Source organism: Noviherbaspirillum sp. Root189 (assembly GCF_001428545.1).
In the GTDB taxonomy this organism is placed as follows: domain Bacteria; phylum Pseudomonadota; class Gammaproteobacteria; order Burkholderiales; family Burkholderiaceae_D; genus Noviherbaspirillum.
Map to the genome: position 1 here is coordinate 338,256 of NZ_LMHZ01000056.1, position 26,371 is coordinate 364,626.

General features: G+C 54.6%; 22 protein-coding genes, 2 rRNA genes and 3 pseudogenes. 13 read left to right on the forward strand and 14 right to left on the reverse strand.

Annotation, left to right across the window (positions count from 1 at the left end; all coding sequences use genetic code 11):
- Nucleotides 1-10: 10 nt before the first annotated feature.
- Nucleotides 11-145: pseudogene (locus tag ASE07_RS30060) on the forward strand (IS6 family transposase); the annotation flags it as partial.
- A gap of 48 nt (nt 146-193) precedes the next feature.
- Here the strand turns inward: ASE07_RS30060 and ASE07_RS24425 are convergent.
- The 5 genes from ASE07_RS24425 to ASE07_RS24445 form a co-directional block, all read right to left on the reverse strand.
- A complete protein-coding gene (locus tag ASE07_RS24425) occupies nt 194-1,066 on the reverse strand; it encodes an NAD(P)-dependent oxidoreductase (protein ID WP_057293407.1) in 873 nt (290 codons plus the stop codon).
- Between the two features lie 16 nt (nt 1,067-1,082).
- Complete coding sequence (locus ASE07_RS24430; protein ID WP_057293408.1) at nt 1,083-2,570, reverse strand: aldehyde dehydrogenase; 1,488 nt, start codon at nt 2,568-2,570, stop codon at nt 1,083-1,085.
- A 147-nt stretch (nt 2,571-2,717) separates the two neighbouring features.
- Entirely contained in the window at nt 2,718-3,728 is a 1,011-nt protein-coding gene (locus ASE07_RS24435) for a D-2-hydroxyacid dehydrogenase (protein ID WP_162256948.1), read from the reverse strand.
- 62 nt (nt 3,729-3,790) lie between these two features.
- On the reverse strand, nt 3,791-4,576 hold the full coding sequence (locus ASE07_RS24440) for a class II aldolase/adducin family protein (RefSeq protein ID WP_057293410.1): 786 nt from the start codon (nt 4,574-4,576) through the stop codon (nt 3,791-3,793).
- Nucleotides 4,577-4,630: 54 nt separating this feature from the next.
- Nucleotides 4,631-5,593, reverse strand: coding sequence for a Bug family tripartite tricarboxylate transporter substrate binding protein (locus ASE07_RS24445; protein WP_057293411.1), 963 nt, complete (start codon nt 5,591-5,593; stop codon nt 4,631-4,633).
- Nucleotides 5,594-6,026: 433 nt separating this feature from the next.
- On the opposite strand from ASE07_RS24445, the gene ASE07_RS24450 reads away from it, so the two are divergent.
- The 3 genes and pseudogenes from ASE07_RS24450 (at nt 6,027) to ASE07_RS24455 (ending at nt 8,882) form a co-directional block, all read left to right on the forward strand.
- Nucleotides 6,027-6,770 carry an IclR family transcriptional regulator gene (locus ASE07_RS24450; RefSeq protein ID WP_057293412.1) on the forward strand — a complete coding sequence of 248 codons (744 nt, stop codon included), beginning with the start codon at nt 6,027-6,029 and terminating at the stop codon, nt 6,768-6,770.
- 144 nt (nt 6,771-6,914) lie between these two features.
- Nucleotides 6,915-7,016 (forward strand): annotated as a pseudogene (locus tag ASE07_RS30065) (IS6 family transposase); the annotation flags it as partial.
- Between the two features lie 267 nt (nt 7,017-7,283).
- Nucleotides 7,284-8,882: a methyl-accepting chemotaxis protein gene (locus tag ASE07_RS24455; RefSeq protein WP_057293413.1), complete on the forward strand. Its 1,599-nt coding sequence runs from the start codon at nt 7,284-7,286 to the stop codon at nt 8,880-8,882.
- Between the two features lie 143 nt (nt 8,883-9,025).
- On the opposite strand, the gene ASE07_RS24460 is transcribed toward ASE07_RS24455, so the two are convergent.
- The 4 genes from ASE07_RS24460 to ASE07_RS24480 all read right to left on the reverse strand — a co-directional run bounded on the left by ASE07_RS24460 (nt 9,026) and on the right by ASE07_RS24480 (nt 13,482).
- Complete coding sequence (locus tag ASE07_RS24460; protein ID WP_057293414.1) at nt 9,026-9,925, reverse strand: putative bifunctional diguanylate cyclase/phosphodiesterase; 900 nt, start codon at nt 9,923-9,925, stop codon at nt 9,026-9,028.
- A 337-nt stretch (nt 9,926-10,262) separates the two neighbouring features.
- Nucleotides 10,263-11,477, reverse strand: a complete 1,215-nt coding sequence (locus ASE07_RS24470; protein ID WP_156396967.1) for a GGDEF domain-containing protein — start codon at nt 11,475-11,477, stop codon at nt 10,263-10,265.
- Between the two features lie 336 nt (nt 11,478-11,813).
- Entirely contained in the window at nt 11,814-12,122 is a 309-nt protein-coding gene (locus tag ASE07_RS24475) for a hypothetical protein (RefSeq protein ID WP_057293417.1), read from the reverse strand.
- A gap of 187 nt (nt 12,123-12,309) precedes the next feature.
- Nucleotides 12,310-13,482 (reverse strand): Fic family protein, encoded by a 1,173-nt coding sequence (locus ASE07_RS24480; RefSeq protein WP_057293418.1) that lies wholly within the window; start codon nt 13,480-13,482, stop codon nt 12,310-12,312.
- A 471-nt stretch (nt 13,483-13,953) separates the two neighbouring features.
- On the opposite strand from ASE07_RS24480, the gene ASE07_RS24485 reads away from it, so the two are divergent.
- Nucleotides 13,954-14,391: a hypothetical protein gene (locus tag ASE07_RS24485; protein WP_235548595.1), complete on the forward strand. Its 438-nt coding sequence runs from the start codon at nt 13,954-13,956 to the stop codon at nt 14,389-14,391.
- Nucleotides 14,392-14,404: 13 nt separating this feature from the next.
- Here the strand turns inward: ASE07_RS24485 and ASE07_RS24490 are convergent, their stop codons facing one another.
- From ASE07_RS24490 to ASE07_RS30075, 3 genes and pseudogenes are all read right to left on the reverse strand, one after another.
- Nucleotides 14,405-14,941 (reverse strand): DUF2058 domain-containing protein, encoded by a 537-nt coding sequence (locus tag ASE07_RS24490; protein ID WP_057293420.1) that lies wholly within the window; start codon nt 14,939-14,941, stop codon nt 14,405-14,407.
- 125 nt (nt 14,942-15,066) lie between these two features.
- Nucleotides 15,067-15,294, reverse strand: coding sequence for a hypothetical protein (locus ASE07_RS30070; RefSeq protein WP_057293421.1), 228 nt, complete (start codon nt 15,292-15,294; stop codon nt 15,067-15,069).
- Between the two features lie 118 nt (nt 15,295-15,412).
- Nucleotides 15,413-15,770 (reverse strand): annotated as a pseudogene (locus ASE07_RS30075) (IS6 family transposase); the annotation flags it as partial.
- A gap of 261 nt (nt 15,771-16,031) precedes the next feature.
- Here ASE07_RS30075 and ASE07_RS24500 point away from each other — a divergent pair.
- The 8 genes from ASE07_RS24500 (at nt 16,032) to speB (ending at nt 22,809) form a co-directional block, all read left to right on the forward strand.
- Nucleotides 16,032-16,898 carry a transporter substrate-binding domain-containing protein gene (locus ASE07_RS24500; RefSeq protein WP_057293422.1) on the forward strand — a complete coding sequence of 289 codons (867 nt, stop codon included), beginning with the start codon at nt 16,032-16,034 and terminating at the stop codon, nt 16,896-16,898.
- A 46-nt stretch (nt 16,899-16,944) separates the two neighbouring features.
- Nucleotides 16,945-17,604, forward strand: a complete 660-nt coding sequence (locus ASE07_RS24505) for an amino acid ABC transporter permease (RefSeq protein ID WP_057293423.1) — start codon at nt 16,945-16,947, stop codon at nt 17,602-17,604.
- Nucleotides 17,601-18,260, forward strand: coding sequence for an amino acid ABC transporter permease (locus ASE07_RS24510; protein WP_057293424.1), 660 nt, complete (start codon nt 17,601-17,603; stop codon nt 18,258-18,260). The genes ASE07_RS24505 and ASE07_RS24510 overlap by 4 nt, the downstream gene beginning before the upstream one ends.
- Nucleotide 18,261: 1 nt before the next feature.
- Nucleotides 18,262-19,098, forward strand: coding sequence for an amino acid ABC transporter ATP-binding protein (locus ASE07_RS24515; RefSeq protein WP_057293425.1), 837 nt, complete (start codon nt 18,262-18,264; stop codon nt 19,096-19,098).
- Nucleotides 19,095-20,378 (forward strand): M20 family metallo-hydrolase, encoded by a 1,284-nt coding sequence (locus tag ASE07_RS24520; protein WP_057293426.1) that lies wholly within the window; start codon nt 19,095-19,097, stop codon nt 20,376-20,378. The genes ASE07_RS24515 and ASE07_RS24520 overlap by 4 nt, the downstream gene beginning before the upstream one ends.
- A 52-nt stretch (nt 20,379-20,430) precedes the next feature.
- Nucleotides 20,431-21,123, forward strand: a complete 693-nt coding sequence (locus tag ASE07_RS24525; RefSeq protein WP_057293427.1) for a DUF1989 domain-containing protein — start codon at nt 20,431-20,433, stop codon at nt 21,121-21,123.
- Between the two features lie 89 nt (nt 21,124-21,212).
- Nucleotides 21,213-21,854, forward strand: coding sequence for a cupin domain-containing protein (locus ASE07_RS24530; protein WP_082584434.1), 642 nt, complete (start codon nt 21,213-21,215; stop codon nt 21,852-21,854).
- 7 nt (nt 21,855-21,861) lie between these two features.
- Nucleotides 21,862-22,809 (forward strand): agmatinase, encoded by a 948-nt coding sequence (speB, locus tag ASE07_RS24535; protein WP_057293429.1) that lies wholly within the window; start codon nt 21,862-21,864, stop codon nt 22,807-22,809.
- Nucleotides 22,810-23,163: 354 nt separating this feature from the next.
- Here the strand turns inward: speB and rrf are convergent.
- Together rrf and ASE07_RS24545 are read right to left on the reverse strand one after the other, a co-directional pair.
- Nucleotides 23,164-23,276 (reverse strand): 5S ribosomal RNA (gene rrf, locus ASE07_RS24540).
- 162 nt (nt 23,277-23,438) lie between these two features.
- Nucleotides 23,439-26,316 (reverse strand): 23S ribosomal RNA (locus tag ASE07_RS24545).
- Nucleotides 26,317-26,371: the final 55 nt, after the last annotated feature.

The following is a 26,371-nucleotide window of genomic DNA, read 5'->3' on the forward strand; positions in this document are numbered from 1 at the left end:
TTCAGTCATTTCGGTCGGCCATGTCCTGGCCGGTATCGAACTCATGCACGTGATCCGCAAGGGACAGATGGGCATGTCCGGTGCTGACATGATGTCTTTCGCGGAACAGTTCTATGCGCTTGCGGGCGCATTCCGTCCAGCGTGACGGGCAGCGCTTCGCGCGCCCCCGGACGGCTAATGCGACAGAACCCTCCTATTTTCCTTCGAATACCAGACTGATTGCCGGTGCGTACTTGTCACCGTGTCCTGCGGAAATTGCCTTATCAAAGCAGGCGACCAGATTCTTTGCACCTGTCGCATCGACGCCCATCTGTTCAGCGAGCGCTACGGCATACAGGAGGTCCTTTTTTGCGTAGGTTACCGGGAAGGCGCGTTCAGGAAACTCCTGTGGAGCAATAGCCTTCATGCCGTGGTTGCGCAATGCGAAACTGTCGGCCGAACCGACGGAGAGTGCCGAGAAAAGCTTTTCCGCGTCCACTCCGGCACGCACGCCGATGGCCCGTGCTTCTGCCAGTGCGAGTACTGTCTCGTATAGGACCATGTTGTTCAGAATTTTGACCACCTGACCGGCACCGACCTTCCCGACGTGAATGACATCGGCGGCAAACATGCGAATGAATTTTTCGATGTTCGCAAACAGAGCCTCTTCGGCTCCTACCGGAACAGCCAACGTGCCGGCCTCCGCTGCTGCACGGGTACGCATTACCGGTGCATCAGCAAACAGAAGACCCCGCTCGGCCAACGCCTCCCCCAGCTTGCGGGTTGTATCCACAGGCGACGTGCTCAAATCGACGATTACCTGGCCGGCGCGCCCTTTTTCGAGAAGCCCGCCTGTTCCAAGAACGACTTGTTCGACGACTTCCCCGGAAGGTAAGGAAAGAAAGATGATGTCGGCAGCAGCGATCTGTTCAAGGGAACCTGCCTTGACCTGGTGTTCCGCGAGTCGTTCGAGCGGGCGGCTGTCACGATCATGCGCGATGACGGAAAGGCCGCTTTTGACGGCAATATGCCTGCAGATAGGTTCCCCCATCACGCCAACGCCGATAAAACCGATTAGCTTGAACATAAAATTCCTCTTTAAATTATTGGTTCGGAGCAGGGAAATTAGCCGGATCCATGCTCCAGTAGATGCCTTTGCTCTGTTGATACAGGCGCACGCCCGTGACACCCTTCTCGCGCCCGATGCCGCTTTCCTTGAAGCCACCGAACGGAGTGGAGATCGAGAGTTGCTTGTACGTATTGATCCAGACTAATCCGGTTTCGAGCGCCTGCGCAACGCGCCATGCACGCTGGTAGTTAGCCGTCCAGATTCCAGACGCAAGACCAAAAGCGCTGTCGTTCGCCTGAGCCACCAGGTCGCGCTCGTCGTCGAACGGCAAGACACACAATACCGGCCCGAAAATTTCCTGCTGTACCGCCGTGGAACGATTGTTCAAGCCCGCGATAACAGTGGGAAGATAATAGGAGCCGCGCTCATACTGCGCACCGCTCGGGCGGGCGCCGCCGGCCAGGATTTGTCCGCCTTCTTCCCGGGCGACCGCCACGAGGCGTTCCACATGGGACCGGTGCCTGAATCCTGCCACCGGCCCCATTTCGGCACCGGAGGCCTCCGGCGCATCAACCTTGATCGTCTGAGCCCGCGTGACCAGCGCCTCAACGACCTGGTCGTACACGCCGCGCTGGATGAACAGGCGTGAACCCGCGATACAGGACTGGCCGCTACCTTCGAAAATTCCGTCTACCACGCTCTTGAGCGCTGCGTCGACATTGGCGTCGTCAAATATGATGTGTGGCGACTTTCCGCCCAGCTCAAGCGCAACAGGGATCAAACGCTCTGCGGCAATGCGGGCGATATGCTTTCCGGTCGCGGTGCCGCCAGTGAAGGAGACCATGCGCACGTCGGGATGCGAGACCAGCGCGCTACCGGTAGTCGCACCATCGCCGGTAATGACGTTCAGTAGACCCGGCGGCAATCCGGCTTCAAGTGCGATTTCACCGAGCAACAAAGCGGTAGATGGCGTGATTTCTGAAGGCTTCAGAATGACGGCGTTCCCCGCGGCAAGCGCGGGCGCCACTTTCTGAGCCTCCATTGTCAAAGGCGAATTCCATGGCGTAATTGCGGCAACGACGCCATAGGGCTCATACGACGTCATCGATAGGTAATCCCCCCGGGATGGAGTGATCTCGGCGCCCAGCGTTTCGCACACGCTAGCGTAGTAGCGAAAGATGGCGGCCGCACTTGCCGCTTGCGCTTTGCATTCAGACCATACTTTGCCGTTCTCGATCATTTGCAAACGCGCCAAATCTTCGATTCGGGCTGATATGCCATCGGCGATGCGCGACAGGAGGCGCGCACGCAGATGGGGTAGCATGAAGCGCCAGGCTGGGTCATTCGCAGCAGCCTTCGCCGACGCCACCGCTGCTTGAACGTGTGACGCGGTCGCCAGCGACAAAAAGTAATTGACCTCCCCGGTTGCCGGGTTGACCGATTCGAATTTTTGGTTGTGGTTGATAACGTGCTCACCACCGATGAGCAAAGCCTTTGTGACGAGGCTGGACTGCTGTTGCATGAATAGGACTCCGATGATGATGAAATTGCTGTTTGGGACATCGTGCCGCTTACCGGATTCATGACTCCACGGCAATCAAGCGCCGCAGGCTCCGTGGATCGCGCTTGGATCGACGTGAATCGGTGCAACGGTCCGCTGTAGGCCGACTTATGCTCGAAGCACGACCTCATTATTGAGCGCTGATCCCTTGCACCATCGCTCAAGGTTGTCGAAGAAGAGATGGGCAATTCGTGCATGCCTGCCTGAGCCGTCGCCGGCGCTATGCGGCGAGATAAGCACATTATGCAAATCCCAAAGCGGCGAATCAGGCGGCAGCGGCTCCGCTTCAAACACATCCAGGTATGCGCCCGCAACGCGGCCATTCTTCAAGGCGGCAATCAAGTCTTCTTCGACGATGAGTTCGCCTCTTGCGACGTTGATCAAATGGGCTCCCTCCGAGAACAGCTCCAGGCGCCGACGGTCAATCATCTTGCGCGTCTCATCCGTCAGTGGACAAGTAAGGATTATCCAATCTGCCTTCGGTATTGCCTCATCCAGATCATTGATCGAACCTAGAACATCAAAGTACTCCAGGGGCTCACTGACATTGCGGCGCAGCCCATGGGTGAACAAGCCCACCGCCTTGCACAAGCGAGCAAGCTCCCGGCCTATGCTGCCCGTACCAACAATCAGCGCCCTTTGACCTTGCAGCTCTTTCGGTTCACGAGAGCCTGAGCGCAAAGGCAGCCAACTGTGACTCCGCTGCGCTTCAACCCACAGCGGAAGGCGTCTTGATAGCGCCAGAAGCCCGGTCAACGCAGTCACCGCAACGGTCACCGAGGCCATGCCTGCCGCATTGGTGAGTCGTACGCCACGTGAGGCCAGTGTTTGGTAGATCGGACGATCCAAGCCTGCTGAAGGCACTTGGAGCCATTTCAGCTGCTTGGCCTCGAGGAGCATGTCACAAAACAAAGCCATCGATTCTGTCAGGTCGGTCTTAGTCGATGTGCCAAGTATGTCGCTTGATAAATACGCGACATCAACCGAGAGCAAGTCCTCGTTCGACAGACGGTGGGTGCCATCGAATGTCAGCCATCGAATGTCCGGTCGATTATCGGTTACCGATCCGGCGGAGGAGAAATTCCGCCAGACAAACTCCGAAGTCAATATTGTCGTCATTAGTGCAGGCATGTAATGTTCATCATTTCAACAATCGCTCAACGTGAATGCTGCTTTGCCGGTCATGTTTTATAGGATGGATCTTTGCGGTCCAGCATGCGTAATAACGCCGGCCATTCCAATATGCCATATGGTTTCTGCGAGCCCGGCTTGTCTGCGCTGGGTTGAAGGCGCAATTGGTTGTTCGTTTTAGTGATCACCTCTTGTGGCGGAATGACAAGTTCCGCGCCGCATGACATGGCTTTCACTTGAGTCCGACAGGCACGCTCGAGCCGATAAATGTTATTGAAGGCCTGCTGGACAGTTTCGCCGACGGCCAGTAAACCGTGATTTCGAAGAATCATTACTTCGCTGTTTCCCATATGTTGCACCAAGCGTTCGCGCTCGTCTTCTTCGACGGCTACTCCCTCATAATCGTGGTAAGCCACCTCGCCGAATCGCATCGCAGTCTGCGTAATGGGAAGAAGTCCGCACTTCAAAGCAGAGACGGCCATGCCATCGGGAGTATGCGTGTGCACTACACATGCAATCCGCTCATTCGCTGCATGCAATGCGCTATGGATCACGTAGCCGGCCTTGTTGATGGAGTATTCACTCCATGGGTTGTACAAAATACGTCCATCTATATCAACTTTAAGCAACGATGATGCGGTGATCTCCGAATACATCATCCCGAATGGATTGATCAGAAATGCGTGACCTTCCCCCGGCACGCGCAGTGAGATATGGTTATAGATCATGTCGCACATATCGAAATGATCCACCAGCCGGTAACAGGCTGCCAGCTCGACTCTCGCTTGCCATTCGGCAGCGGAAAACTCCGTGTTCTGTAACGTCTCTTGCTTCATTTGCCTCTCCAATTAGAATCGAGCACACGAAATCGTGGGCGAACATAGCTCATTTCACTGGGCTTCTGCGCCTGACGTTTTCACAATATCCGCCCATCGTGTCACCTCAGAATCCAGTATCTTCTTGAACTCGGCTGGGCTATTACTCACCGGGGTCGAGCCCTGCCGCTCCAAGGTACTCTTAACCTCTTCACCGTTCATGACCTCCGCGATGGCATTGCTCAGCAATGCGACGCGCTTAGGGTCAGTACCGGTTGGGACAAGAATGCCATTCCATAATGCGATTTCAAATCCAGGCAACGCTTCGGCTACAGTCGGCAGGTCTGGAAGTGCTTTAGCTCTTTGCTGCGTCGTGACGGCCAATGCCTTCAAACGCTTCGACTCGATATAAGGAAGGATCTCAACTGCAGGTGCAAATACAGAATCTATCAAGCCACCCATCAAGTCGGTCACCGCTGCAGCGCCTCCTTTGTACGGCACATGGGTCATCGGCGCGCCGATTTTGCTTGCAAATAAGGCTCCAGCTAAATGCTGCCCCGTGCCGCTACCGGCGGACCCGTAAGTAATGGGGTCCTTCGACTTCCTTGTGTACTCGATGAATTCCTTAAGCGTATTTGCCGGAATGTTATTGTTGACTACTAGGACATTGGGTATGCGCGCCACTTGGGTGACGGTCATGAAGTCCTTGAGCAAATCGTAGGGCAAGGTCTTGTAAAGTGATCTGTTCGCAACATGTGCGCTACTCGTCATCAGCATGGTGTAGCCATCGGGCTGCGAGCGCGCCACAAATGAGGCGCCAATATTACCGCCTGCACCGGCGCGATTATCCACAATGACGGGCTGCCCAAGCTTCTTTTTCAGACCGTTAGCCAATAGCCTTGCCGTCGCATCTGTACTTCCTCCAGGACTATATGGAACAACGATCGTCAGTTGCTTTTCGGGAAAACTGTCCGCCATTGCTGTCGCAGAAGCGCCAATCAGAAAACTTAGGGCAATTCCAAACACAGTACGCTTCACTCTTATCTCCTGGTTGTATGGACCTAGGTGTCTCTGCCCTCGATGCGAGGAACAACAAACCACGTCTGGTCCACTTATTTTGAAAGCCGATGAAAGCGCAAAGTTGGCGCTCCTCAAAGTCTTGCTTTTGAATGCATTCTTATTGAAACGGATGAGACTCGAATTTTCGTTCTCCCTGACAGAACTTTGGTTCTGATTTATGAATTCTACGTGCCCCTTAGCAGCATGTCAAGGCGGTATAACGGAGGAGTTTATGAGCCTAAACGGCCACAATCGTCACTAGAAAAACCGGAACTAGTGTTGATGTCGTTCTCTTTCACAGAACAGTTATTCTTTGAGTTAGAATACTGAGCGAAACCGGCTCCCTACACTATGATGTCGTTGCGACCGTGAATTTCCGCCAACTGTTTACCGTAGATTCAATTTGACCGACATGACCGCAGACAGCGCCGTCGGCCAGAACGACGGCGTCGCCGCAGTCGACCGCGCCCTCGCCATCGCCATCGCGCTCGCGCAGGCCGGTACACCGCAGTCGCTCGCCGACATCGCGCGCCTGACGGGCATGTACAAGAGCACTTTGCTGCGCCTGCTGGCATCCCTTGAACGTAGCGGCCTTGTTGTCCAGCGCAATGACAAACGTTATGCGCTTGGTCCTTTGGCATTCTTGTTCGGCCGCACGTTTGAGAACAGTTATGGCCTGAAGGATGCGATCTTGCCGGTGATGGAGTGGCTAGTACAGCAGGGTACGGAGAGTCCATCGTTTCATGTACAGCAAAGCGCCGATACACGTGTCTGCTTGTGCCGCATCGATTCGGCGCATTCAACGCTCGACCGGGTCAGGGTAGGTGATTTACTGCCATTAAAGAATGGTGCGCCTGGCAAGGTATTGCGCACCTACGCCAATGGCGGCCCTACTGACGGCGATGATGTGCAGCTCGTATTTACGTCGTTCGGGGAACGCGACCCGCTGTGCGGCGCGATATCCAGTCCGGTGTTCGGCCCGGCCAATACGCTGCTTGGCGCCTTGTCACTGTCGGGACCGCTTGAGCGTTTCTCCGAACTTGCGGTTCAGCGAATGAGCAGCCTGCTGCTGACCGCAGCCGAGAGAGCCACCTTATCGCTTGGTGGACGCTGGCCGAACAGCCGCCCGCCGCTGGCACAGCACAAAGTGCGATAACAATATCCTACCGGCTGCTGGCGTAGCAAACATGACCCGGTTGCAGAACTAAGATTCCGTTGCAGTAAGCCGGTGCCGGTTCTGGCAGGGTAGTTAGTTTGTATCAGGGCGAATACCGATGAACGACGGTTATGCACTCTGCAGGCCTGTATCAAAACCATGCACATGATCAAGGAAGGGCAACTGGACAACCCATACGGGCAAGTTGTGTCCACTGTAGACCAATTCTATTCCCTGGCCGCCTGAGCGACCGATACTGCATTCTTTCTCTCGCGCTGACCTCCTTATCAAGGAGTGACTCCATGATGTTCATTCCCGCTCTTAGTTTTGATGCTTTACCACCTTGCTTCTTTACAGACCCTGAATACAAAACGGCACTTTTCGCAGATGTTCTATGGAGCGTGCAGCAAATCCTATCTCGTTGATCGTTAATTTCTATTGGGAGATATTTCTTAATAGAAATACACTTTACCAATAAAGTCGTTCCCGACCACGTTTTAGAAAGGCTATCGCATGTTCTTGTCTCGTTCGGTTTCTCGACTCAGCACCAAGGCCCGTATCGGTCTTGGCTTTGCCGTCGTGCTCGTGCTGATGGTAGTCCTTACCGTTGCAGGTATTCTGCAAGTCAACGCCATCCATTCCAGCCTTAAAATAATTAGCGAAGTTAACAGCGTCAAACAGCGGTATGCAATTAATTTCCGTGGTAGCGTGCACGACCGCGCCATCAGCCTACGCGACGTGACTTTGGTCAGTGACGAGGCGGCGTTGAACACGGCAGTTGCTGAAATCGAGCATCTGGCACGCGATTATGAAGCGGCAGCGGTGCCGCTGGACCGTGTCTTTAACGAGGAGGCGGGTAATGCTGGCGAGGATTACCGGATACTGGCCGATATTAAGGTAGTGGAAGCACGTACTTTACCTTTGATTCACAAGATCATCGCCCTGCGCCGTTCAGGTGATATCGATGCTGCTCGTGCACTGATGTTTGAGCAAGCCAGACCCGCTTTCGTTGCGTGGTTAGCAGCGATTAACCGTTTCATCGACTATCAGGAAAAGCTAAACCTTCAGGAGTCGGCGCGTGCACAGGAAACAGCGCGCGGTTTCGTGGCTCTGATGTTGGTGCTCTGCGCAGCGGCACTCACGCTCGGCGCCATTGTCGCCGTCCTGATTACGCGTCAGATCATCCGTACGCTCGGCGCTGAACCGGACACAGTCAAAGCACTGGCGGAAGCGGTGGGTCGCGGCGAACTGTTCCATGCGGCGCGTCTGCGTAAGGGGGACGATACCAGCATCATGGCCTCCCTTGTGCGCATGGCCGGCACCTTGGGCGAAACAGTCACCGGCGTGCGCCGCGCCGCGGAAGAGGTCGCTGCCACTAGCGCCGAAATTTCTGAAGGCAACCGCAACTTATCGACCCGCACTGAGGCACAGGCGGGTTCGCTGGAAAAGACAGCGTCTTCGATGGAAGAATTGACGGCGACCGTGAAACAGAATGCTGACAACGCGCGCGAGGCAAATGGACTGGCAAAATCCGCCTCGGCAGTCGCCGAGAAAGGCGGCAGCGTGGTTGCGGGCGTGATTGAGACCATGGGTTCAATCAACACCTCTGCGCAGAAGATTTCAGACATCATCAGCGTAATCGACGGCATTGCCTTCCAGACCAATATTTTGGCGCTGAATGCTGCCGTCGAGGCGGCGCGTGCCGGGGACCAGGGACGCGGCTTCGCAGTGGTGGCTGGCGAAGTCCGCAACCTGGCCCAGCGCTCGGCGTCTGCTGCCCGCGAAATCAAAGCGTTAATCGGTGATTCGGTGGATAAGGTCGAGGCCGGTACACGTCTTGTTGATGACGCGGGCCGCACGATGAAGGAAATCGTTGCCAGCATCCAGCGCGTAACCAGCATTATGGCCGAAATCATGTCGGCCAGTGCCGAGCAGAGTGTCGGCATTGAGGACGTTAATCGCGCAGTCGGTCAAATGGATCGCATGACCCAAGAAAATGCAGCGCTTGTCGAGCAGGCTGCGACCGGCGCAACTGCGCTCCACGAGCAAGCAGCCCGCTTGGCGGCGGCGGTGGCCGTATTTCGCTTCGTGGAACGCACGGCCATTGGTTAGCAGTAAAACTGCCCTACCAAGTTTGCCCAAATAAGCCGCGCTCCGTTGATTTGGATAGGTTGACAGGTTTGCGCCACCTTCGCCAAAGGCGGACTGTGCCGCCGAGAGTTTCCTTTCACTCACTCTCACTGACGGTTTCCTTATCAGGTGGTCAACTGAGGTCGACCACGCCAGTTTCTGTACCATCTTTCAAACTCCGCTGCCGGCATCGGTTTTGCGATGAAAAAACCTTGGGCGACATCACAACCGAGGTCTCGAAGACGTTCGTAGACAACTTCGGTTTCGACGCCTTCGGCAATCGTTTTGATACCAATCTTACGCGCCATCGATACGACTGCTTCAACGATATGGGCACTAACTTCTTCTTCCGCGAGGCCTTGAACGAATGACTTATCAACTTTCAGGTGTGTCACTGGAAGACGGTAAAGGTATGTGAGGGATGAGTAGCCTGCCCCGAAATCGTCGATTGCGATTTTGATTCCATGGCCTGCAAGTTGTTGCAGTTCAACTGCTACTCGCTCTATGTCTGTCATTAGTACATTTTCCGTCACCTCCAGTTCCAGCATGTCAGTCGTCGCGCCAGTGCGTTTCATGGCGGCCAGTACCGCCTCGCAAAATCCTGGTTGTAACAGATTGCGCGGTGATACGTTAATCGCGATTGGTATTCTGATGCCTAAGCCGTGCCATTCGGCCGCTTGTTGCAGCGCTTGGTCCAATGCAAAGGCGGTAAGGGTATGAATTAATGTACTTTGCTCGGCTCGCGGGATGAAATCGCCTGGTGAGATCATTCCACGCTCACGGTGATGCCATCGCATCAACGCTTCAGCACCGGCAATAGTTCCTGTCTGAAGGCAGATCTTTGGCTGGTAATGCAAAGAGATTTCGCCTCGATCAATGCCTTCTGTTAGCTCGCCAAGAATGGCAAGACTCTCACGTGCATGCCAGTGAATGCTCGCGTGGTACTGGCTAACATCGTCACCATTTTCCGACACGAGCAACGACGCAGCCTGCGCCTTGCGAAGATACCCTTCTGCGTCCTCCACAGGTTTATCGATAAATTAGACCGGCAATCAGGATCGGCAAATACATCGAATGCGAGAAGACGTATTTGATTCCGCCCGTGGAATAGACAAGTCCGTAGACGCCGGCCATTACCAATAGAAGCAACGGCGCTACTACCACGCTAACTGTCGGTTGATAGGACTGCAGGCGCTGATAAATTCGCACGGCTTTCATTGGCTGCTTATCCTAGTGTCTTTCGTTAAGCTTTTCTATCTTGATGACGTACCGCCTCAGTCAAATTACCCAGCTGTCGTTCTGCGGCGACGCTTAAAAATGGCCTCACGAAATAAGACCTTGAAGGGGATGGGCCTCAAGTCGCTATAGAAGAATACCGGTGACTGGTAACTTCGACTCTCCCTGCCCTAGCCTGCTTCTGCTGTCCGCTAAGTTATGTGCGGCCTCAACACGGTTTTTCCCCGCTCTTTTTGCAGCATATAATGCCTTGTCGGCAGCATCGATCAACGCAGCAGAATCAGCGTGGGCGGTTTCCAGTGTAGCTACCCCGATACTGACGGTATAGGATGGTATGTCCGCGGACCATACTTCTGCAGCGATAGTACGGATGCGGTCAGCTACCCCATATGCATCCGCTTTCGGCGTATGGGGTAGCAGTACAAGGAACTCCTCCCCGCCGTAGCGCCCAATGGCGTCGTCGCGACGCAGTATCTGTAACACCTTCGCGGAAAAGTCTGTAATGACACGGTCACCGATCGGGTGCCCATGCCGGTCGTTGATGTCCTTAAAATTGTCCAGATCCATCATCAGCACAGACATCGCGCGATGTGTAAGTTTAGACTCCGTCATTTCTCTGGACAGAACAGCAAGAAAGGCCTCTCTGCGATATACGCCAGTCATGTCGTCACGCAACGCCAGGGCTTCGAGCTTGCTGTGCAATGCACGGTTGATGATCAGCATGAATCCGATACTCAGGGCGACGATCGAGAATGAGAAAGTGGCCATGTAGATCTTGTGGACCCATGAAGTATCAGTCTCAGGCGTCAGGCTGCTGGATTGGAAAAGTGCGGCGATGCAGCGCATGAGCATGATGCCTGCTGTAGTGAGAAATATGAATCCGGTAAAGCGCTCGGCGAAGGCATTCCTCTGTAACCTGAACGTCGCGAGCGCGCATGCGGCAAACAGCGTGGCGAGCGTGCAGCTCATGATAATGACACGCGCCCGATAGTCATCGTACATAAATGTGGCCGTGGCCAGACAAAGCCCTGCCGCACCTACGAGTAACAGCAGGTCCCTGTCTTTCCGTTGCGAGCCACCAAATTCCCTGATACTGCCGTGCATGGCAATAACACCCGCCGCGACCAAGAGGTTGGGCAGGAAGCTTGAAAACAGGACTGGAATCGAGCCACGCATTGTAAACAGCAACGCTGCCACCGCCATGCTGACGCAACCACATCCCCAGCGTGTGAGCCCCATGATATCTCGAGGAAAGCCGGAGCGCATCACGAATAGAACGAACGCACACAGGGCTCCGAACGCTGCGGAAATCACAATAAAAGCACGAAGATCGATTCCCACCACAGCGCTTCCTTTACATCCTTGACAACTACATTAAGTAGATAAATCTCTTTTGGTAACTGACACACAGTTGCGGAAAGAGATGGTTGCATACTTGTTTCCATGATGCAATTGGAAAAGGCAATGGTCGCTATCAGCCGTCACTGCTGTCGTAAGATTGATAAAGTGGTTTTCTTTCGACGGGCGTGTTTGCGCTTTTTAGCGCCCTAACGGTATGCACGCCGACGTATGTTCTACTTTTTGGGGGATTTTGCTTGAAGGCTGGTAAAAATTGGCGGAGCAGGTCGTTCGGGCGTGTTGGTAGAACCTACCCTGATTTAAAAGTAAACATGTCAGTCATTTGTCTCTGCCAATATCCGCCGCAGCCCGCACGATAGCGCGGCGAGTAGCAAAGGCCGGATCGTCTCCTAGCGGCTCCGAAACTGAACCATCATGGTCACGCCTCAAGACAGAAACACGTACGTCAGTCAGCTTAACTGACATCTTCAACTCTACCGCTAAGCGAAATGCGTCTCCATCGTCGACCAGCGGATTCCATTCTGCAAATGTTTTCCTTACAAACATGGTGCGCTCTTGCGGAAGCCAATATGCTTCAATCCGAGCCGCTTTTGCCGCTAGTACTAGTAGCTCCTGGTTTTCGTCCATAACACCTCTTCCGTTACATTGTCCGTCTATTGCGACAAGCATCCGCCCATCTCATCCACACTGATTAGTGCCAATATGTGTTTCGAATTTTTGCAGGAACCTAACGTGGGGACACAGCTACTGCTTAGCAAGCAAGCTGACGGAGGAGTGTACATGGTTTTCTTTACCGAATACTCCAGCAAAACCACTAATCCAGCTTCGTCGCAGCTTCCGGATACAGCTCTGGGAACAAAAACTGCAAGCTGTCCAGCGGCAGGCCCCAGCGCACCGGTCCAGAGGCTGAGTCGCTCACCAGCAAGCCTTCCTTGAGCAGCTTTGACATCAAGGACCGCGCAGTACGCTCGCCAAGGCCGGTCATCTGCGTGAATTCTTTGCGCAAGAGCGGGCCAGCGGCGAAGAGGTGGTAGAGCGGCAGGATAGATTCAGGCCGCACTTCCTTGTCGTGCGCGGCGCGGAAGGTGATGAGCGCTTCAATGCGGCGCTTCATGCCATCCAGCTCGAGCATGCGCCCCATGAACTTCACCTGGTCTTCGCAGATACCAAGAAAAAACTCAATCCACTCGATGAGGCCTGCCGTGGTTAGGTTGCCTCTGCCGTCGAGGTCTCCTCGCCGCGGTGCATCAGCGTTGTGCAGACGGGCGTAATAGTCTGCGGTAGCGCGGGCCAGGCCGCGACTGGGCGACCACAGACCATCGGACAGCTGCCACAGGGCACAGTGGCTCTGAAGACGTGCGGAACGACCGTTGCCGTCCAAGAAAGGATGCACCCACGCCGCCCGGTGGTGCATGCACGCGACCATGATGAGGTGCAGGTCCCAGGACCGCCGGTGGTTGTACACCTCGTCCATGCGCCCCATGAAGCGCGGCAGCGAAGTGGCTGTGGGCGGAATGTGCCGGCCAACCTTGACGTCGTCACCGCGAACCTCGCCCGGCACTACGATGCGGCCATCTTCTGTAGTCCGGTCTTCTTCGGCCAAGCGGGAGTACAGCGCATGATGCGCCTTAACCAGGAAAGCTGCCGCCATCGGGGAGCTTCCGTCGGCCACTAACTGCTCCAGCTGAATTTCCGCTTCGATGTGCGCCAAGGCGACTCGCTGTAGCCGAGCTACTTCGGGTTTGTCGGAGAACTGTTTGTGGAGCGCGCGCTCAATGTTGAGCGGGTGTGTCCCCTGTCCCTCAATACGATTGGAGTAATACGAGTTCATTGAACGCACGCGCTCACGGATGGTTTTGCGTGAGACGGCATGAGCCATCCCGGTCAGACGAGTTGCATTTTTAACAATGTCAGCAGCCTTCTCGATCATGCCTGGAGGAATAGTCGAGGGCGCCAAAGGCTCAAACTGGTGCGGGGAATCGTACATGGATTTGCCGCCTTTTATGCCGGAAGGATTTATTACCTAAGTATCTGATACAAAAGCGTATTATACCTATCAACACTTTCTACTGCCACCTGGATTTTGCCACCTTTTTTGCCGGTCAATTTACCGAAGTCACCGGCCATAGTACCGGTATTTTTTCAACAGGTGTACACCTGCCTTTATCAATCGCAATCCTTCAATTCTTAATTTTCAACGAAGCAACTCCATGTTGAGTTTCTTAGGTTTCTTCAGCGCTGATCCGCCAAACTGCTGCACTTACGCACAAGACACGGGCTGCGTAATTTTCATCACCTTCTACCAATCGGGGCGAGCGAACTGTCGTGTCGATAATCGGTAGTTGAAAGATTTCGCATCGTTATTGTCGGACTGATTTATCAAATAACTGTGCTCCCGTCGGCCCAAAAAAGAATTACACTAACAGTAATTGCTGCATGACAAAAAGTAGACGATCTCATGTCAATGAAGAGCATTCTTATCGCAGTTGCGCCGAATGATTCCCCTGTTGTGTCTGCCATCGTCGGTACAGAATTTAATGTCGTGATGTGCCATACATTGAGAGAAGCTGAGGCAAACCTCAAAGACAACATCGGCTTGATTGCATGCGGTGTGCATTTCGATCACGGAAACATGTTTGAACTTCTTCGCGCTGCCAAGGCTAACCAGGCGACCCGGTCTGTTCCATTCTTCCTTGTGCTAAAAGAAAACACTAGCCATTCTCCAGCGGTTATACATGGCATTCGCTGTGCGGGAGAGTTATTGGGAGTGGATTTATTTATCGACCTCTCCGCATTAAGTGCAGATGCAGATATTCAGGTGCGGTATGAAAAAGTGAGACAAATCGCACGAGAGGCTCTTTTAACCTCTGCGCTGCCACACGATGATGAGCTTTGACGATTTTGTTTTACTACCAAGTCAAGTCATCCGGAATCTGGAAGGCAGCATACGGATCGTCCGCATCGATTTCAGTACTGGTCCTGTTCACTCTGACAACGAGCGAGGCATCGCGCTCGGCAATCTTGTCCGCGATCACTCTGGGCACCAATTCAACAGTTCCGCCGTGGCAGACGATCACTAGACGTCCGGCTATTAAATGTGCCTGGACCTCAGCCGACACATAGATCCGTTCGATTTTATTGTCATGGGTGAAATTGTAAGCAATGTCGCCTGTGCCCTTGCTTTGGCGATTTTTTTCCACCATCTGGGCGATCTGCGCCATGATTGCTTTTGCATTGACTGCCGCATCGCGCTGGGCATTGAGTTCGCGAGCCCGCTCGGCATTTTGTCGTTGCGTCTCGTTAGCAGCCACTCTTGATTCATTAATACCCTGGGCGCCGGTCCGGCGCTCGGCCTTCTTCTGCTTGCTCTTTTCCTGGTTCGCCTGTTTGACTTTGTTTTTATCGACCAGGCCGGCTTTCAAAAGCTGCTCTTGCAAAGAAACCATTTGTGTTATTCCGTAAAGAGGATGTCGGACTCACGCAGCGCCGCCGGCCATCGCGCTCACGAGGAGAACAATTGCTGGCCACCTGCGGGACAAGTTGAAACGATCAGAGTCACGCCGACCGAAGATTATACCGGTGCTGTGGTCCTTATCACCGTAACACGGCTAATGAGGAACTCCCCATCTACTACGGTTCTATGAGGAACCCCAACGACGTTGAAGCCAGGCCCTCCATCATCGAGCCAGCGCTGCGCCATAGGATCGAATTCTTGTGGTTTCAAGCGGAGCATTTGCGCACTAATAACGAACGACGCGCCGGCCTTCTGCTTTTTAACTAAATCATCAAGCGAAGCCATAGATTACCTTTTCGTTCACGGAGATACCAATGATAAGGCAATTTATTCGCTAAGGTCGTCGGCCATTCATGCGTAGATGACTGTTGGAGGTTTAACCGGTTCTGGTGCAAATATCAACTTTGGCGGTAGCAACGTCCCCCTTCGCACTCAGCTGGAAATCGACGGTATTTCCTTCATGATCGACAGCACGATACAGCTACATCCATGTGCCGCGGACTTTGACACATGTCTCGTCGACTCGCCATGAGGAACCTGCCTTATGAGCAAAACGGTTCCAGCGTTTCTCAAACTCAGGCACATATCGCTGTACCCAGCGCATGACCGTTGTGTGCGCCACGGCCAGCCCCCCGTTCTGTCATCATTTTGACGAGGTCGCGAAATCACAATTTATATCGCAAATACCATCGGACACAAAGAATGATGATCTCCCGCTCGAAGTGACGTCCCCTGAGCAACTCAGCTACCCTTGAAGCAATCACCGCGCGCCCCCTCCACCATTGCTTGATCCACGCGGCTATCGCTGCCCTGTCTTAGTGCCCGCTAAAGCGCGATGCACCCTTGCAGAGCGCGGGCACCACGCTGGGTGCTTCATCGCCCCAAACTGCGGCAATTCCTCTCTGGAGGACCGTTACAGCGTTAAAAAATCCAGGCACGCCAGTTGCTAACTAAATCTTTATTCAAGTCACTTGAATTTGTTGAAAGTCGCTTTACCGATCACTCCCTCATTAAGGTTATCCATGAAAATCGCGTTCAAACATTCCGTATCGATGGCCGCTTTACTTGGTGGCAGTCTAGGCTTTCTAGCTGCATTTCCCGTCACATCCAGCGCAGCCGACCTGCTCACTACAGTGAAACAAAAGAAGGAAATGAGCATTGGGACCGAGGCGCAGTTTACGCCTTTTGAATTCATCAAGGATGGCAAGATCGTCGGGTATAGCACCGATTTGCTGGAACTGATCATGGTCGACCTTCCCGGCGTGCGCGCGAATCGGCAAGATGTGCCCTTTCAGGCGATTTTGCCTGGGCTGGCCGCCAAAAAATTTGATTTTGTGGTGACCTCCGTGACCGTCACAAAGGAGCGCGACGCAAAATTCGCTTTCACCCTGCCTATCGCTGAAGCCACCGTAGCCTTGCTGCGCCGGGCACAAGACGGCAGCTTTACTTCGCCGGAACAGCTCAGCGGCAAGGTCGTCGGATCACAGGCGGGTTCCGCGCAATTGAAGGTCGCACGTGAGTATGATGCAAAGCTGCGCGCTGCGGGCAAGCCCGGCCTGAAAGAGATACGCGAGTATGTTGCGTTCGATGAAGCTTATGCTGACCTGGCCGCCGGGCGTCTTGATGCAGTTGCCCAGTCCCTTTCCAATCTTGGCCCTCTGGTCAAGGGCCGACCGGACACGTTCGCGGTCGTGCAGCCCTCCATTGGCCCGAAGACGTATTACGCTTGGGTTGGCCGCAAGGACAAGGACAGTGCGCCGTTGGTGAAATTCTTCAGTGACGGCATCGCCCGCGCCAATACCAGCGGAAAAATGGCCGAGCTCCAGCAGAAATGGTTTGGCTTCACGACACCGCTGCCCGTCGATCGCTTGCCTGCGCCGGAAATGTAAAGCTTCGCCAACCTCCCCTTCCATGACGCCATCAGGAGATGCTTCGATGACCTTAGCGGCTCGATTGAGTGACTATGCGCCTGCAATCGCTTCCGGCCTGCTTACAACAGCGGCGCTCTCCGCCGTTGCAATCGCAGTCGGATTTGTTACAGCCGTAGGCTTGTATATCGCGCGTATGCGATGGCCTCGGGGCGGGGTAGGCCTTGTCCGGATGTACGTAAGTTTTTTTCGTGGCACGCCGCTGTTGGTGCAATTGCTGATGCTGTTTTACATGCCCACGGCATTTGGTCTGGACTTGAACCCTTGGTTGGTGGCCATGACCGTCCTGGGGATGAATTCGGCGGCATTCCAAAGCGAAATCCTGCGGTCGGGGTTTGCATCAATCCCCGTAGCGCAGATTGAGGCTGCACGGGTGTTCGGGTTGAATCAGCGCCAGATCCTTTGGCATATCCAGATGCCGCAAGTTTTGCGGCTTACATTGCCTTCCCTTGTCTCGGAGTCAATAGACATCATCAAGGGCTCCGCGGTCATTTCGGTGCTGGCAATAGCGGATCTGATGCGCGTTGGGAAACAGCTTGTCGCCGTCACTTATCGACCGCTGGAAGTCTATTTATCGATCGCTGCCGCATATTTGCTGCTGACCACACTGGTTGCCTGGTCTGCCGCCGCGCTGATGCGCCGCCAGCACGCAGGAAAACACGTATGAATCCAGACTTGCTCCTTGAGATTATTCCCGCCTTTACGCGCGCGGCATGGATAAGTGTGTGGATTTCCATGCTGGCCATCGCCTGCGGGGCGGCCGGCGGATTCTGTTTGAACGCCTTATTGCAGTTGTACCCGCGCTGCGGCGGCGCCTATCGCGCATTTGTCTGGCTAGTCAGGGGAACACCGTTTCTAGCGCAGTTGTTTGTTCTGTATTTTGGGCTGCCGCAGCTTGGCATTACGCTCAATGCGGTACAAGCTACCGTCCTCGGTCTAAGCCTGTATGGCGCTGCCTATTTCGCGGAGATCTTCCGAGCTACGTGGCAGTCGATACCACGCGGGCACATCGAAGCGGCCCGCATTTTCGGCCTCAGCCGCTGGCGCATCCTACACCACATCGAAACGCCGCAAGCAGGCAGGCTTGCCATTCCGATGCTAACTAACCAGGCAATCCTGATCCTGAAAGAGTCTTCCGTCGCTTCCATTATCACGGTGCCTGAATTAACGATGACCGCTGGCACCGTTGTAGCGGAGACGTTTTCCTACATTGAACCTTACTTGCTACTTGGTCTGATTTACTGGTTGCTGGCCCTGTCGTTGTCTTGGCTCGGCCGCACGACCGAGCGGCTAACATCGCTTCGCTATCAGAGGAACATTTAAGATGAATACCATTTCTGTGCCCATGGTGAGCCTTCGGGGAGTTGGAAAGTCGTACGGCAGCAATCGTGTACTGCAAGGCTTCGACCTGGAGGTGCAGCGTGGTGAAGTGGTCACGCTCATCGGCCCATCCGGCTCCGGGAAGACCACTGCCTTGCGGTGTATGAACTTTCTGGAGGAATACGACGAGGGTGAAATTCGCATACGGGGCGCCTTACTCGGCTATCAGATAAGCGCCGATGGACGCCGGAGGCGTGAAACTGAGCGCGCGATCACAGAAGTCCGCGCACCGGTATCAATGGTCTTCCAGCAATTCAACCTGTGGCCGCATATGCGTGTAATCGACAACCTGCTGACGCCGCTGAAACTCGCTAAAGGCGTATCGGCCGAGGCCGCGCTCAACCGTTCCATGAAAGCACTGGAACGTGTGGGAATGGCGGCCAAAGCTCAGTCCTACCCGTCAGAACTGAGCGGCGGCCAGCAGCAGCGAGTCGGCATTGCGCGTGCGCTCGTGGTCGAGCCACAAGTAATGCTGCTAGATGAACCGACATCGGCGTTGGACCCGGAACTCGTTGAGGAGGTGCTCGAAGTGATTCAGTCGCTGGCGCGGGACGGCATGACCATGGTCATGGTTACCCATGAAATGGGCTTCGCAGCCAAGGTTTCCAGTCGGGTGGTCTTCATGGAAGCGGGCCGGATCGTTGAATGCGGAACACCGCAACAATTATTCTCCGCTCCATCAACTGAGCGCCTGCGTGGCTTTTTGCGTACTTGGTTCGCCCGCAATCGTCACGATCCCGAAGACATTGCCACCGTTGCACGAAAGGTGGTAACGGGATGAACGGCCTCCACGCATCCGATACGCTCGCGGTTGATGCGGTACGCGCGATGTCACATGTTCAAGACGACCGGCTTGTACAAATGCAGCGTGCGCTAGCAGGCTTCGGTGGGCGCGACGATGGCGGCGTGAGCCGAGAAGCGCTTACCGCCGCTGAGCTGGCTGCGCGGCAGTGGTTGTGCAGCCAGCTCACTGGAGTGCAGTACCAGTGGTATATCGACGACGCGGCCAACCTCATAGTGCGCCGCCAAGGGTCTGAGCCTAAGCTTGCGCCGGTGATGACAGGCAGCCACGTCGACACGCAGCCGGTCGGAGGCTGGCTCGACGGGGCGTATGGCGTCATTGCAGGGATCGAGGTGCTGCATGCGCTTGATGACGCCGGGATACGGACGCGCCGCAGCATCGACGTTGTCGTATGGACTAACGAAGAGGGGTCTCGCTTTAGTCCTGGTGCAATGGGTTCCTGTGCATTCAGCTACCCGTCGCGCCTGCCCGCGTTTTTGGCGGCACAAGACGCCTCTGGACAATGCTTCGAAGTCGCGCGGGATGCAGCGTTCGACGCGACGCCGCACGCAAGAAGAATTCCGCTGGGCTATCCCATCCATGCATACATCGAAGCACACATCGAACAAGGTCCCGTCATGGAAAACGGCGGTCAAAGTCTCGGAATTGTCACTGCCATTCAGGGAGTCCGCTGGTACGAGATTACGGTGCACGGCAACAGCGCGCATGCAGGGACCACTCCATTGGCTGCCCGGCAGGATGCATTATTCATCGCCGCCACCATGGTCAGCGAGCTCGGCACAGCGGCCGCCGCGCGCCGCGACGATGCGTTGCGCTGGACGGTCGGCAGGTTTGAGGTTTCGCCCGGCTCGATCAATACGATTGCCGATCGCGTGACGTTTAGCGTCGATCTTCGCCATCCACAAGAATCCGTGCTGGTCGCCATGGAAGCGCTGCTCCACCGGATGCTGGCTCAGCACCGCGGCGCCTGCAGATATGAAGTACGCACGCTCATGCAACGGGCTCCGACCTTATTCGATGCAAATGTCGTTTCGGTACTGGAATCGGCAGTGCAGAAGACCACCGTACCCTATTGCCATCTGACTTCAGGGGCGTTCCATGATGCCATGTACATTGCTGACCACTGCCCCGCCGCGATGCTGTTCGTGCCAAGTAAAAAAGGAATTAGCCACAACGTGGCGGAAGATACCGACGTAACCGACTTGGTCGTCGGGGCGCGCGCGCTGACGGCTGCACTGGTCACGCTTTCCATAACCTGAAACCATTCAACCAACCGATCAACCAATCCCGCATTTATCCAAGGAGCGTACCATGACCACTTCGTCCAACCCTTTCGCTATCGTTGACAACAGCGAGCCAGCCGGCCTCAACAATACCTTGCATGAGCCTATTTCCACGGATGGCACGCCGGAACTCGGCAAAGTGTACGAGGTGCCGGCCCGTCATGGCCGTGCCGTGCGAGTAGCAACAGGACAAACGATCCGCATCATCAACACCTATGGCACACAGGTCTGCGACATGTGGGCCTTCAAGGCCGATAGCATGAACGAATTCCTGTCCATGGAGCACCTTCGTGCATGGATCGACCGCGTCAACCCGCGGCCGGGCGACGCCATGGTGACAAACCATCGCCGCCCTATCCTGACGTTTAAGACCGATACATCCGTCGGGGTTCATGACACCTTGATCGCTCCCTGTGACATACACCGCTATCGTACCCTGGGCGTCGAAGGCTATCACGATAGTTGCGCGGATAACCTGCGCCTGGCCATCAAGGCGATCGGCCTCCGTACGCGTGAAGTACCCGGCTCGCTGAACCTGTGGATGAACATTCCATTCAATAGCGAAGGAAGCATCGAATGGCTGCCGACGGTGAGTAATCCGGGCGACTACGTCGAATTTGTTGCCGAGATGGATTGCGTGGTAGTCATGTCTTCATGTCCGCAGGATATTGTTGCCATTAACAGCAACAAGCCCATGCCAGTGCATTTCTCTGTGCAGTAAACAAGAAAGCCAAACAGAGAGAGCATACCGAGTTATCTGCCCAGATCTCGCCCGTTTGGCACATCCTGAGCGCATTCTTCGAGCCTGACATGCCACCTTCAACAAATACACGACCAGCCGTTAGCGGTAGCTTAAACCGTCCCGAAACCGGGACCACTTCTTCACTCACCCCTGCTACGATTCTCGGCGGCCGAATTAGACACGCGAGAACCCTGCGCGGCTTGAAGCTTAAGCAATTAGCTCAGGAAGCAGGCTGCTCCGAAAGCATGCTGTCCAAAATTGAGTGCGGATCGGCTTCTCCGTCCTTAGCCATGTTGCACCGTATTGCCCAATCGCTGCAAACCAACGTGGCACAGTTAACAACGCTGGTAGACACGCGTTCAAGCCCCATCATGCGGTCTGCCGAACGCCCTGTTGTGCAGTTTGACTCAGGCAACGATAACAGCAGCATTCGACTTGAACGCCTTGTGCCGCCGCAGCACGGTCAACTGCTGCAGGGCGACATTCATGTGCTGCAGCCAGGCACCTCGTCGGCTGACAGTATTCAGCATCAGGGCGAAGAGATGGGCTATGTATTGCAAGGTTCGCTCAGCATTACTATAGGTGAAACGTCTTACCAACTACAAGCGGGCGATTCATTTTACTTCGCCAGCGAGCAATCGCACAGCTACAGCAACCCGAGCGAAGAAGTCACCAAGGTCTTATGGGTGAACACACCTCCTACTTTCTAAGGTCATCATGACAGCCACCGATACCTCAGCCCAAAGCATGCCGCGCTTTTGCGGCATCCCTACATTCATGCGCACCCCCCTGGCCGCGCATCCAAGCGAGATCGACATCGGCATTGCGGGCGTGCCCTACGACGGGGGGGTGACCGCACGTGCAGGTGCGCGTTACGGCCCGCGCGAGATTCGCAACATGTCTTCGCTGACACGCGCCATTCATCACGTGACCGGATTTAATCCATTTTCCACCTGTCGCATCGGCGATGTTGGCGATGTTCCCTTTTCCAATCTCTATGAAGTCGAACAGGCCCATGACGACATTCGCCGCTTCCTGACCCCATTTTTTGCAAGTGGGAAAAAGATGCTGATTGCCGGCGGCGACCACTCGATCACCTACCCGGTGTTTCAGGCGATGCAACCGGCCCGACCGCTGGGCATGGTTCACATCGACGCGCACACGGATACCTGGGACAGCTTCGCGGGCTCCAAATTCACCCATGGCTCCCCGTTCAGGCGTGCGGTCGAAGCCGGACTACTTGATCCCAAGCGTACTATCCAGATTGGCATCCGTGGCGCGCAAAACTCAGACTCGGGATGGCGGTATTCCCTTGACTCCGGAATGCGCGTTGTTTTCATTGAAGAGTTCGATCGCATTGGGGTCGATGCAGTCATCGCGGAAGCCAGACGTGTAGTGGGAGATGGGCCGGCGTATCTTTCCATGGACGTTGACGGACTTGATCCTGTTTTTGCACCGGGCACCGGTACGCCGGAAATCGGCGGCCTGACCACGCGCGAAACCCTGCAACTGATCCGTGGACTCGATGGGCTCGATCTTTTGGCCGCCGACGTCGTGGAAGTCGCACCGCCCTATGATCCAAGCGGAAATACGGCACTGCTCGGCGCTACGCTAATGTATGAAGCTTTGTGCCTGTTGGCGGCGAGCTACTGTAGTGGAAAGTAATTTTAAGTACACCTACCGCGCCAGTAAGAAAGTTTGTCTAATCAATTAGGGCTTCGCTGAACAAGTCCATGTTGGGGACCTGCCTCGTCGAATTTCCCTGCCTTGCCCGAACCGCCAAACGCCGCGAGCATGAGTGAGCTTTTAGGCTAGATGCGCGGAGGACATTAAAAGAAGGACTGCGATGCTGGATGGGAAGGAGGCGCTGKAACGCAAAAAGCCCCATCCTGTTGGGGATGGGGCTTTTGGTAATACAAGCCTGACGATGACCTACTTTCACACTGGTTGCAGCACTATCATCGGCGCGAAGTNGCAAAAAGCCCCATCCTGTTGGGGATGGGGCTTTTGGTAATACAAGCCTGACGATGACCTACTTTCACACTGGTTGCAGCACTATCATCGGCGCGAAGTCGTTTCACGGTCCTGTTCGGGATGGGAAGGGGTGGGACCAACTCGCTATGGTCATCAGGCATAACTGGTAAGGTCGTTTGCAGGGCCGTTCTTGCYGGCCAGTCAAACAACGCAATCTGGGAAGAAGTAGTCATGCAGAWKTCTGCATGGATATTGGTGGGCGTGATGCATGAATCAATCAAGGCATACGCTTCATACTTGTCTAACCTGGTCAAGGTTATAGGGACAAGCCGCACGGGCAATTAGTACTGGTTAGCTTAACGCATTACTGCGCTTCCACACCCAGCCTATCAACGTCCTGGTCTCGAACGACCCTTCAGCAGGCTCAAGGCCTGGGGAAGTCTCATCTTGAGGCAAGTTTCCCGCTTAGATGCTTTCAGCGGTTATCTCTTCCGAACTTAGCTACCCGGCAATGCCACTGGCGTGACAACCGGTACACCAGAGGTTCGTCCACTCCGGTCCTCTCGTACTAGGAGCAGCCCCCCTCAAACTTCCAACGCCCACGGCAGATAGGGACCAAACTGTCTCACGACGTTTTAAACCCAGCTCACGTACCACTTTAAATGGCGAACAGCCATACCCTTGGGACCGGCTACAGCCCCAGGATGTGATGAGCCGACATCGAGGTGCCAAACTCCCCCGTCGATATGAACTCTTGGGAGGAATCAGCCTGTTATCCCCAGAGTACCTTTTATCCGTTGAGCGATGGCCCTTCCATACAGAACCACCGGATCACTATGTCCTACTTTCGTACCTGCTCGACTTGTCAGTCTCGCAGTTAAGCACGCTTATGCCATTGCACTATTAGCACGATGTCCGACCGTACCTAGCGTACCTTCGAACTCCTCCGTTACACTTTGGGAGGAGACCGCCCCAGTCAAACTGCCTACCATGCACTGTCCCCGATCCGGATAACGGACCAAGGTTAGAACCTCAAACAAACCAGGGTGGTATTTCAAGGTTGGCTCCACGGCAACTGGCGTCACCGCTTCATAGCCTCCCACCTATCCTACACAGATTGGTTCAAAGTCCAATGCAAAGCTACAGTAAAGGTTCATGGGGTCTTTCCGTCTAGCCGCGGGTAGATTGCATCATCACAAACATTTCAACTTCGCTGAGTCTCGGGAGGAGACAGTGTGGCCATCGTTACGCCATTCGTGCAGGTCGGAACTTACCCGACAAGGAATTTCGCTACCTTAGGACCGTTATAGTTACGGCCGCCGTTTACTGGGACTTCAATCAAGAGCTTGCACCCCATCATTTAATCTTCCAGCACCGGGCAGGCGTCACACCCTATACGTCCACTTTCGTGTTTGCAGAGTGCTGTGTTTTTATTAAACAGTCGCAGCCACCAGTTTATTGCAACCCCTTCACCCTTCTGGCGCAGGCCAGTCAAGCTACCAGGGCGTACCTTATCCCGAAGTTACGGTACCAATTTGCCGAGTTCCTTCTCCCGAGTTCTCTCAAGCGCCTTAGAATACTCATCTCGCCCACCTGTGTCGGTTTGCGGTACGGTCTCGTTAGACTGAAGCTTAGAGGCTTTTCTTGGAACCACTTCCGATTGCTTCGCGGCTATAAAGCCACTCGTCCCATGCCCTTGAATTGCGCGCCCGGATTTGCCTAGGCGCCTTCTCTGACACAGAAACCGGGACATCCAACACCCGGACAACCTTCCGCGATCCGTCCCCCCATCGCATCTAACGACGGTGCAGGAATATTAACCTGCTTCCCATCAGCTACGCATCTCTGCCTCGCCTTAGGGGCCGACTCACCCTGCTCCGATGAACGTTGAACAGGAAACCTTGGGCTTACGGCGTGCGGGCCTTTCACCCGCATTATCGCTACTCATGTCAGCATTCGCACTTCTGATACCTCCAGCATCCTTTACAAGACACCTTCGCAGGCTTACAGAACGCTCTCCTACCATCTGCATTGCTGCAGATCCGCAGCTTCGGTGACTGGCTTAGCCCCGTTACATCTTCCGCGCAGGACGACTCGATCAGTGAGCTATTACGCTTTCTTTAAAGGATGGCTGCTTCTAAGCCAACCTCCTGACTGTTTTAGCCTTCCCACTTCGTTTTCCACTTAGCCAATCTTGGGGACCTTAGCTGGCGGTCTGGGTTGTTTCCCTCTTGACGCCGGACGTTAGCACCCGACGTCTGTCTCCCAAGCTCGCACTCACCGGTATTCGGAGTTTGCAATGGTTTGGTAAGTCGCGATGACCCCCTAGCCATAACAGTGCTCTACCCCCGGTGGTGATACTTGAGGCACTACCTAAATAGTTTTCGGAGAGAACCAGCTATTTCCAAGTTTGTTTAGCCTTTCACCCCTACCCACAGCTCATCCCCTAACTTTTCAACGTTAGTGGGTTCGGACCTCCAGTACCTGTTACGGCACCTTCATCCTGGCCATGAGTAGATCACTTGGTTTCGGGTCTACACCCAGCGACTAAATCGCCCTRTTCGGACTCGCTTTCGCTACGCCTTCCCTATCCGGTTAAGCTTGCCACTGAATGTAAGTCGCTGACCCATTATACAAAAGGTACGCAGTCACCCCTTRCRRGGCTCCTACTGTTTGTATGCACACGGTTTCAGGATCTATTTCACTCCCCTTCCGGGGTTCTTTTCGCCTTTCCCTCACGGTACTGGTTCACTATCGGTCGATATCGAGTATTTAGCCTTGGAGGATGGTCCCCCCATGTTCAGACAAGGTTTCACGTGCCCCGCCCTACTTGTCGCAAGCCTAGTTCCACAACCGTGATTTCATGTAAGGGGCTATCACCCTCTATGGCCGGAGTTTCCAATCCGTTCCATTATCACGACTGCTAAATCTTGCAGGCTGTTCCCATTTCGCTCGCCACTACTTTGGGAATCTCGGTTGATTTCTTTTCCTGCAGCTACTTAGATGTTTCAGTTCGCCGCGTTCGCTTCACACACCTATGTATTCAGTGAGTGATGACCCAAAGGGCCGGGTTTCCCCATTCGGAAATCTGCGGATCAATGCGTGTTTGCTCGCTCCCCGCAGCTTATCGCAAGCTACTACGTCCTTCATCGCCTGATATCGCCAAGGCATCCACCATGTGCACTTATTCGCTTGTCCCTATAACGTTGACCTCTGTTGCCAGAGACGTCATAGAGTATGAGTTTGAATATGC

Coding starts and splice junctions, on each gene's coding strand:
- ASE07_RS24425 (WP_057293407.1), bottom strand. CDS start 1,066: ATGTTCAAGCTAATCGGTTTTATCGGCGTTGGCGTGATGGGGGAACCT.
- ASE07_RS24430 (WP_057293408.1), bottom strand. CDS start 2,570: ATGCAACAGCAGTCCAGCCTCGTCACAAAGGCTTTGCTCATCGGTGGT.
- ASE07_RS24435 (WP_162256948.1), bottom strand. CDS start 3,728: ATGACGACAATATTGACTTCGGAGTTTGTCTGGCGGAATTTCTCCTCC.
- ASE07_RS24440 (WP_057293410.1), bottom strand. CDS start 4,576: ATGAAGCAAGAGACGTTACAGAACACGGAGTTTTCCGCTGCCGAATGG.
- ASE07_RS24450 (WP_057293412.1), top strand. CDS start 6,027: ATGACCGCAGACAGCGCCGTCGGCCAGAACGACGGCGTCGCCGCAGTC.
- ASE07_RS24455 (WP_057293413.1), top strand. CDS start 7,284: ATGTTCTTGTCTCGTTCGGTTTCTCGACTCAGCACCAAGGCCCGTATC.
- ASE07_RS24475 (WP_057293417.1), bottom strand. CDS start 12,122: ATGGACGAAAACCAGGAGCTACTAGTACTAGCGGCAAAAGCGGCTCGG.
- ASE07_RS24480 (WP_057293418.1), bottom strand. CDS start 13,482: ATGTACGATTCCCCGCACCAGTTTGAGCCTTTGGCGCCCTCGACTATT.
- ASE07_RS24485 (WP_235548595.1), top strand. CDS start 13,954: ATGTCAATGAAGAGCATTCTTATCGCAGTTGCGCCGAATGATTCCCCT.
- ASE07_RS24490 (WP_057293420.1), bottom strand. CDS start 14,941: ATGGTTTCTTTGCAAGAGCAGCTTTTGAAAGCCGGCCTGGTCGATAAA.
- ASE07_RS30070 (WP_057293421.1), bottom strand. CDS start 15,294: ATGGCTTCGCTTGATGATTTAGTTAAAAAGCAGAAGGCCGGCGCGTCG.
- ASE07_RS24500 (WP_057293422.1), top strand. CDS start 16,032: ATGAAAATCGCGTTCAAACATTCCGTATCGATGGCCGCTTTACTTGGT.
- ASE07_RS24505 (WP_057293423.1), top strand. CDS start 16,945: ATGACCTTAGCGGCTCGATTGAGTGACTATGCGCCTGCAATCGCTTCC.
- ASE07_RS24510 (WP_057293424.1), top strand. CDS start 17,601: ATGAATCCAGACTTGCTCCTTGAGATTATTCCCGCCTTTACGCGCGCG.
- ASE07_RS24515 (WP_057293425.1), top strand. CDS start 18,262: ATGAATACCATTTCTGTGCCCATGGTGAGCCTTCGGGGAGTTGGAAAG.
- ASE07_RS24520 (WP_057293426.1), top strand. CDS start 19,095: ATGAACGGCCTCCACGCATCCGATACGCTCGCGGTTGATGCGGTACGC.
- ASE07_RS24525 (WP_057293427.1), top strand. CDS start 20,431: ATGACCACTTCGTCCAACCCTTTCGCTATCGTTGACAACAGCGAGCCA.
- ASE07_RS24530 (WP_082584434.1), top strand. CDS start 21,213: ATGCCACCTTCAACAAATACACGACCAGCCGTTAGCGGTAGCTTAAAC.
- speB (WP_057293429.1), top strand. CDS start 21,862: ATGACAGCCACCGATACCTCAGCCCAAAGCATGCCGCGCTTTTGCGGC.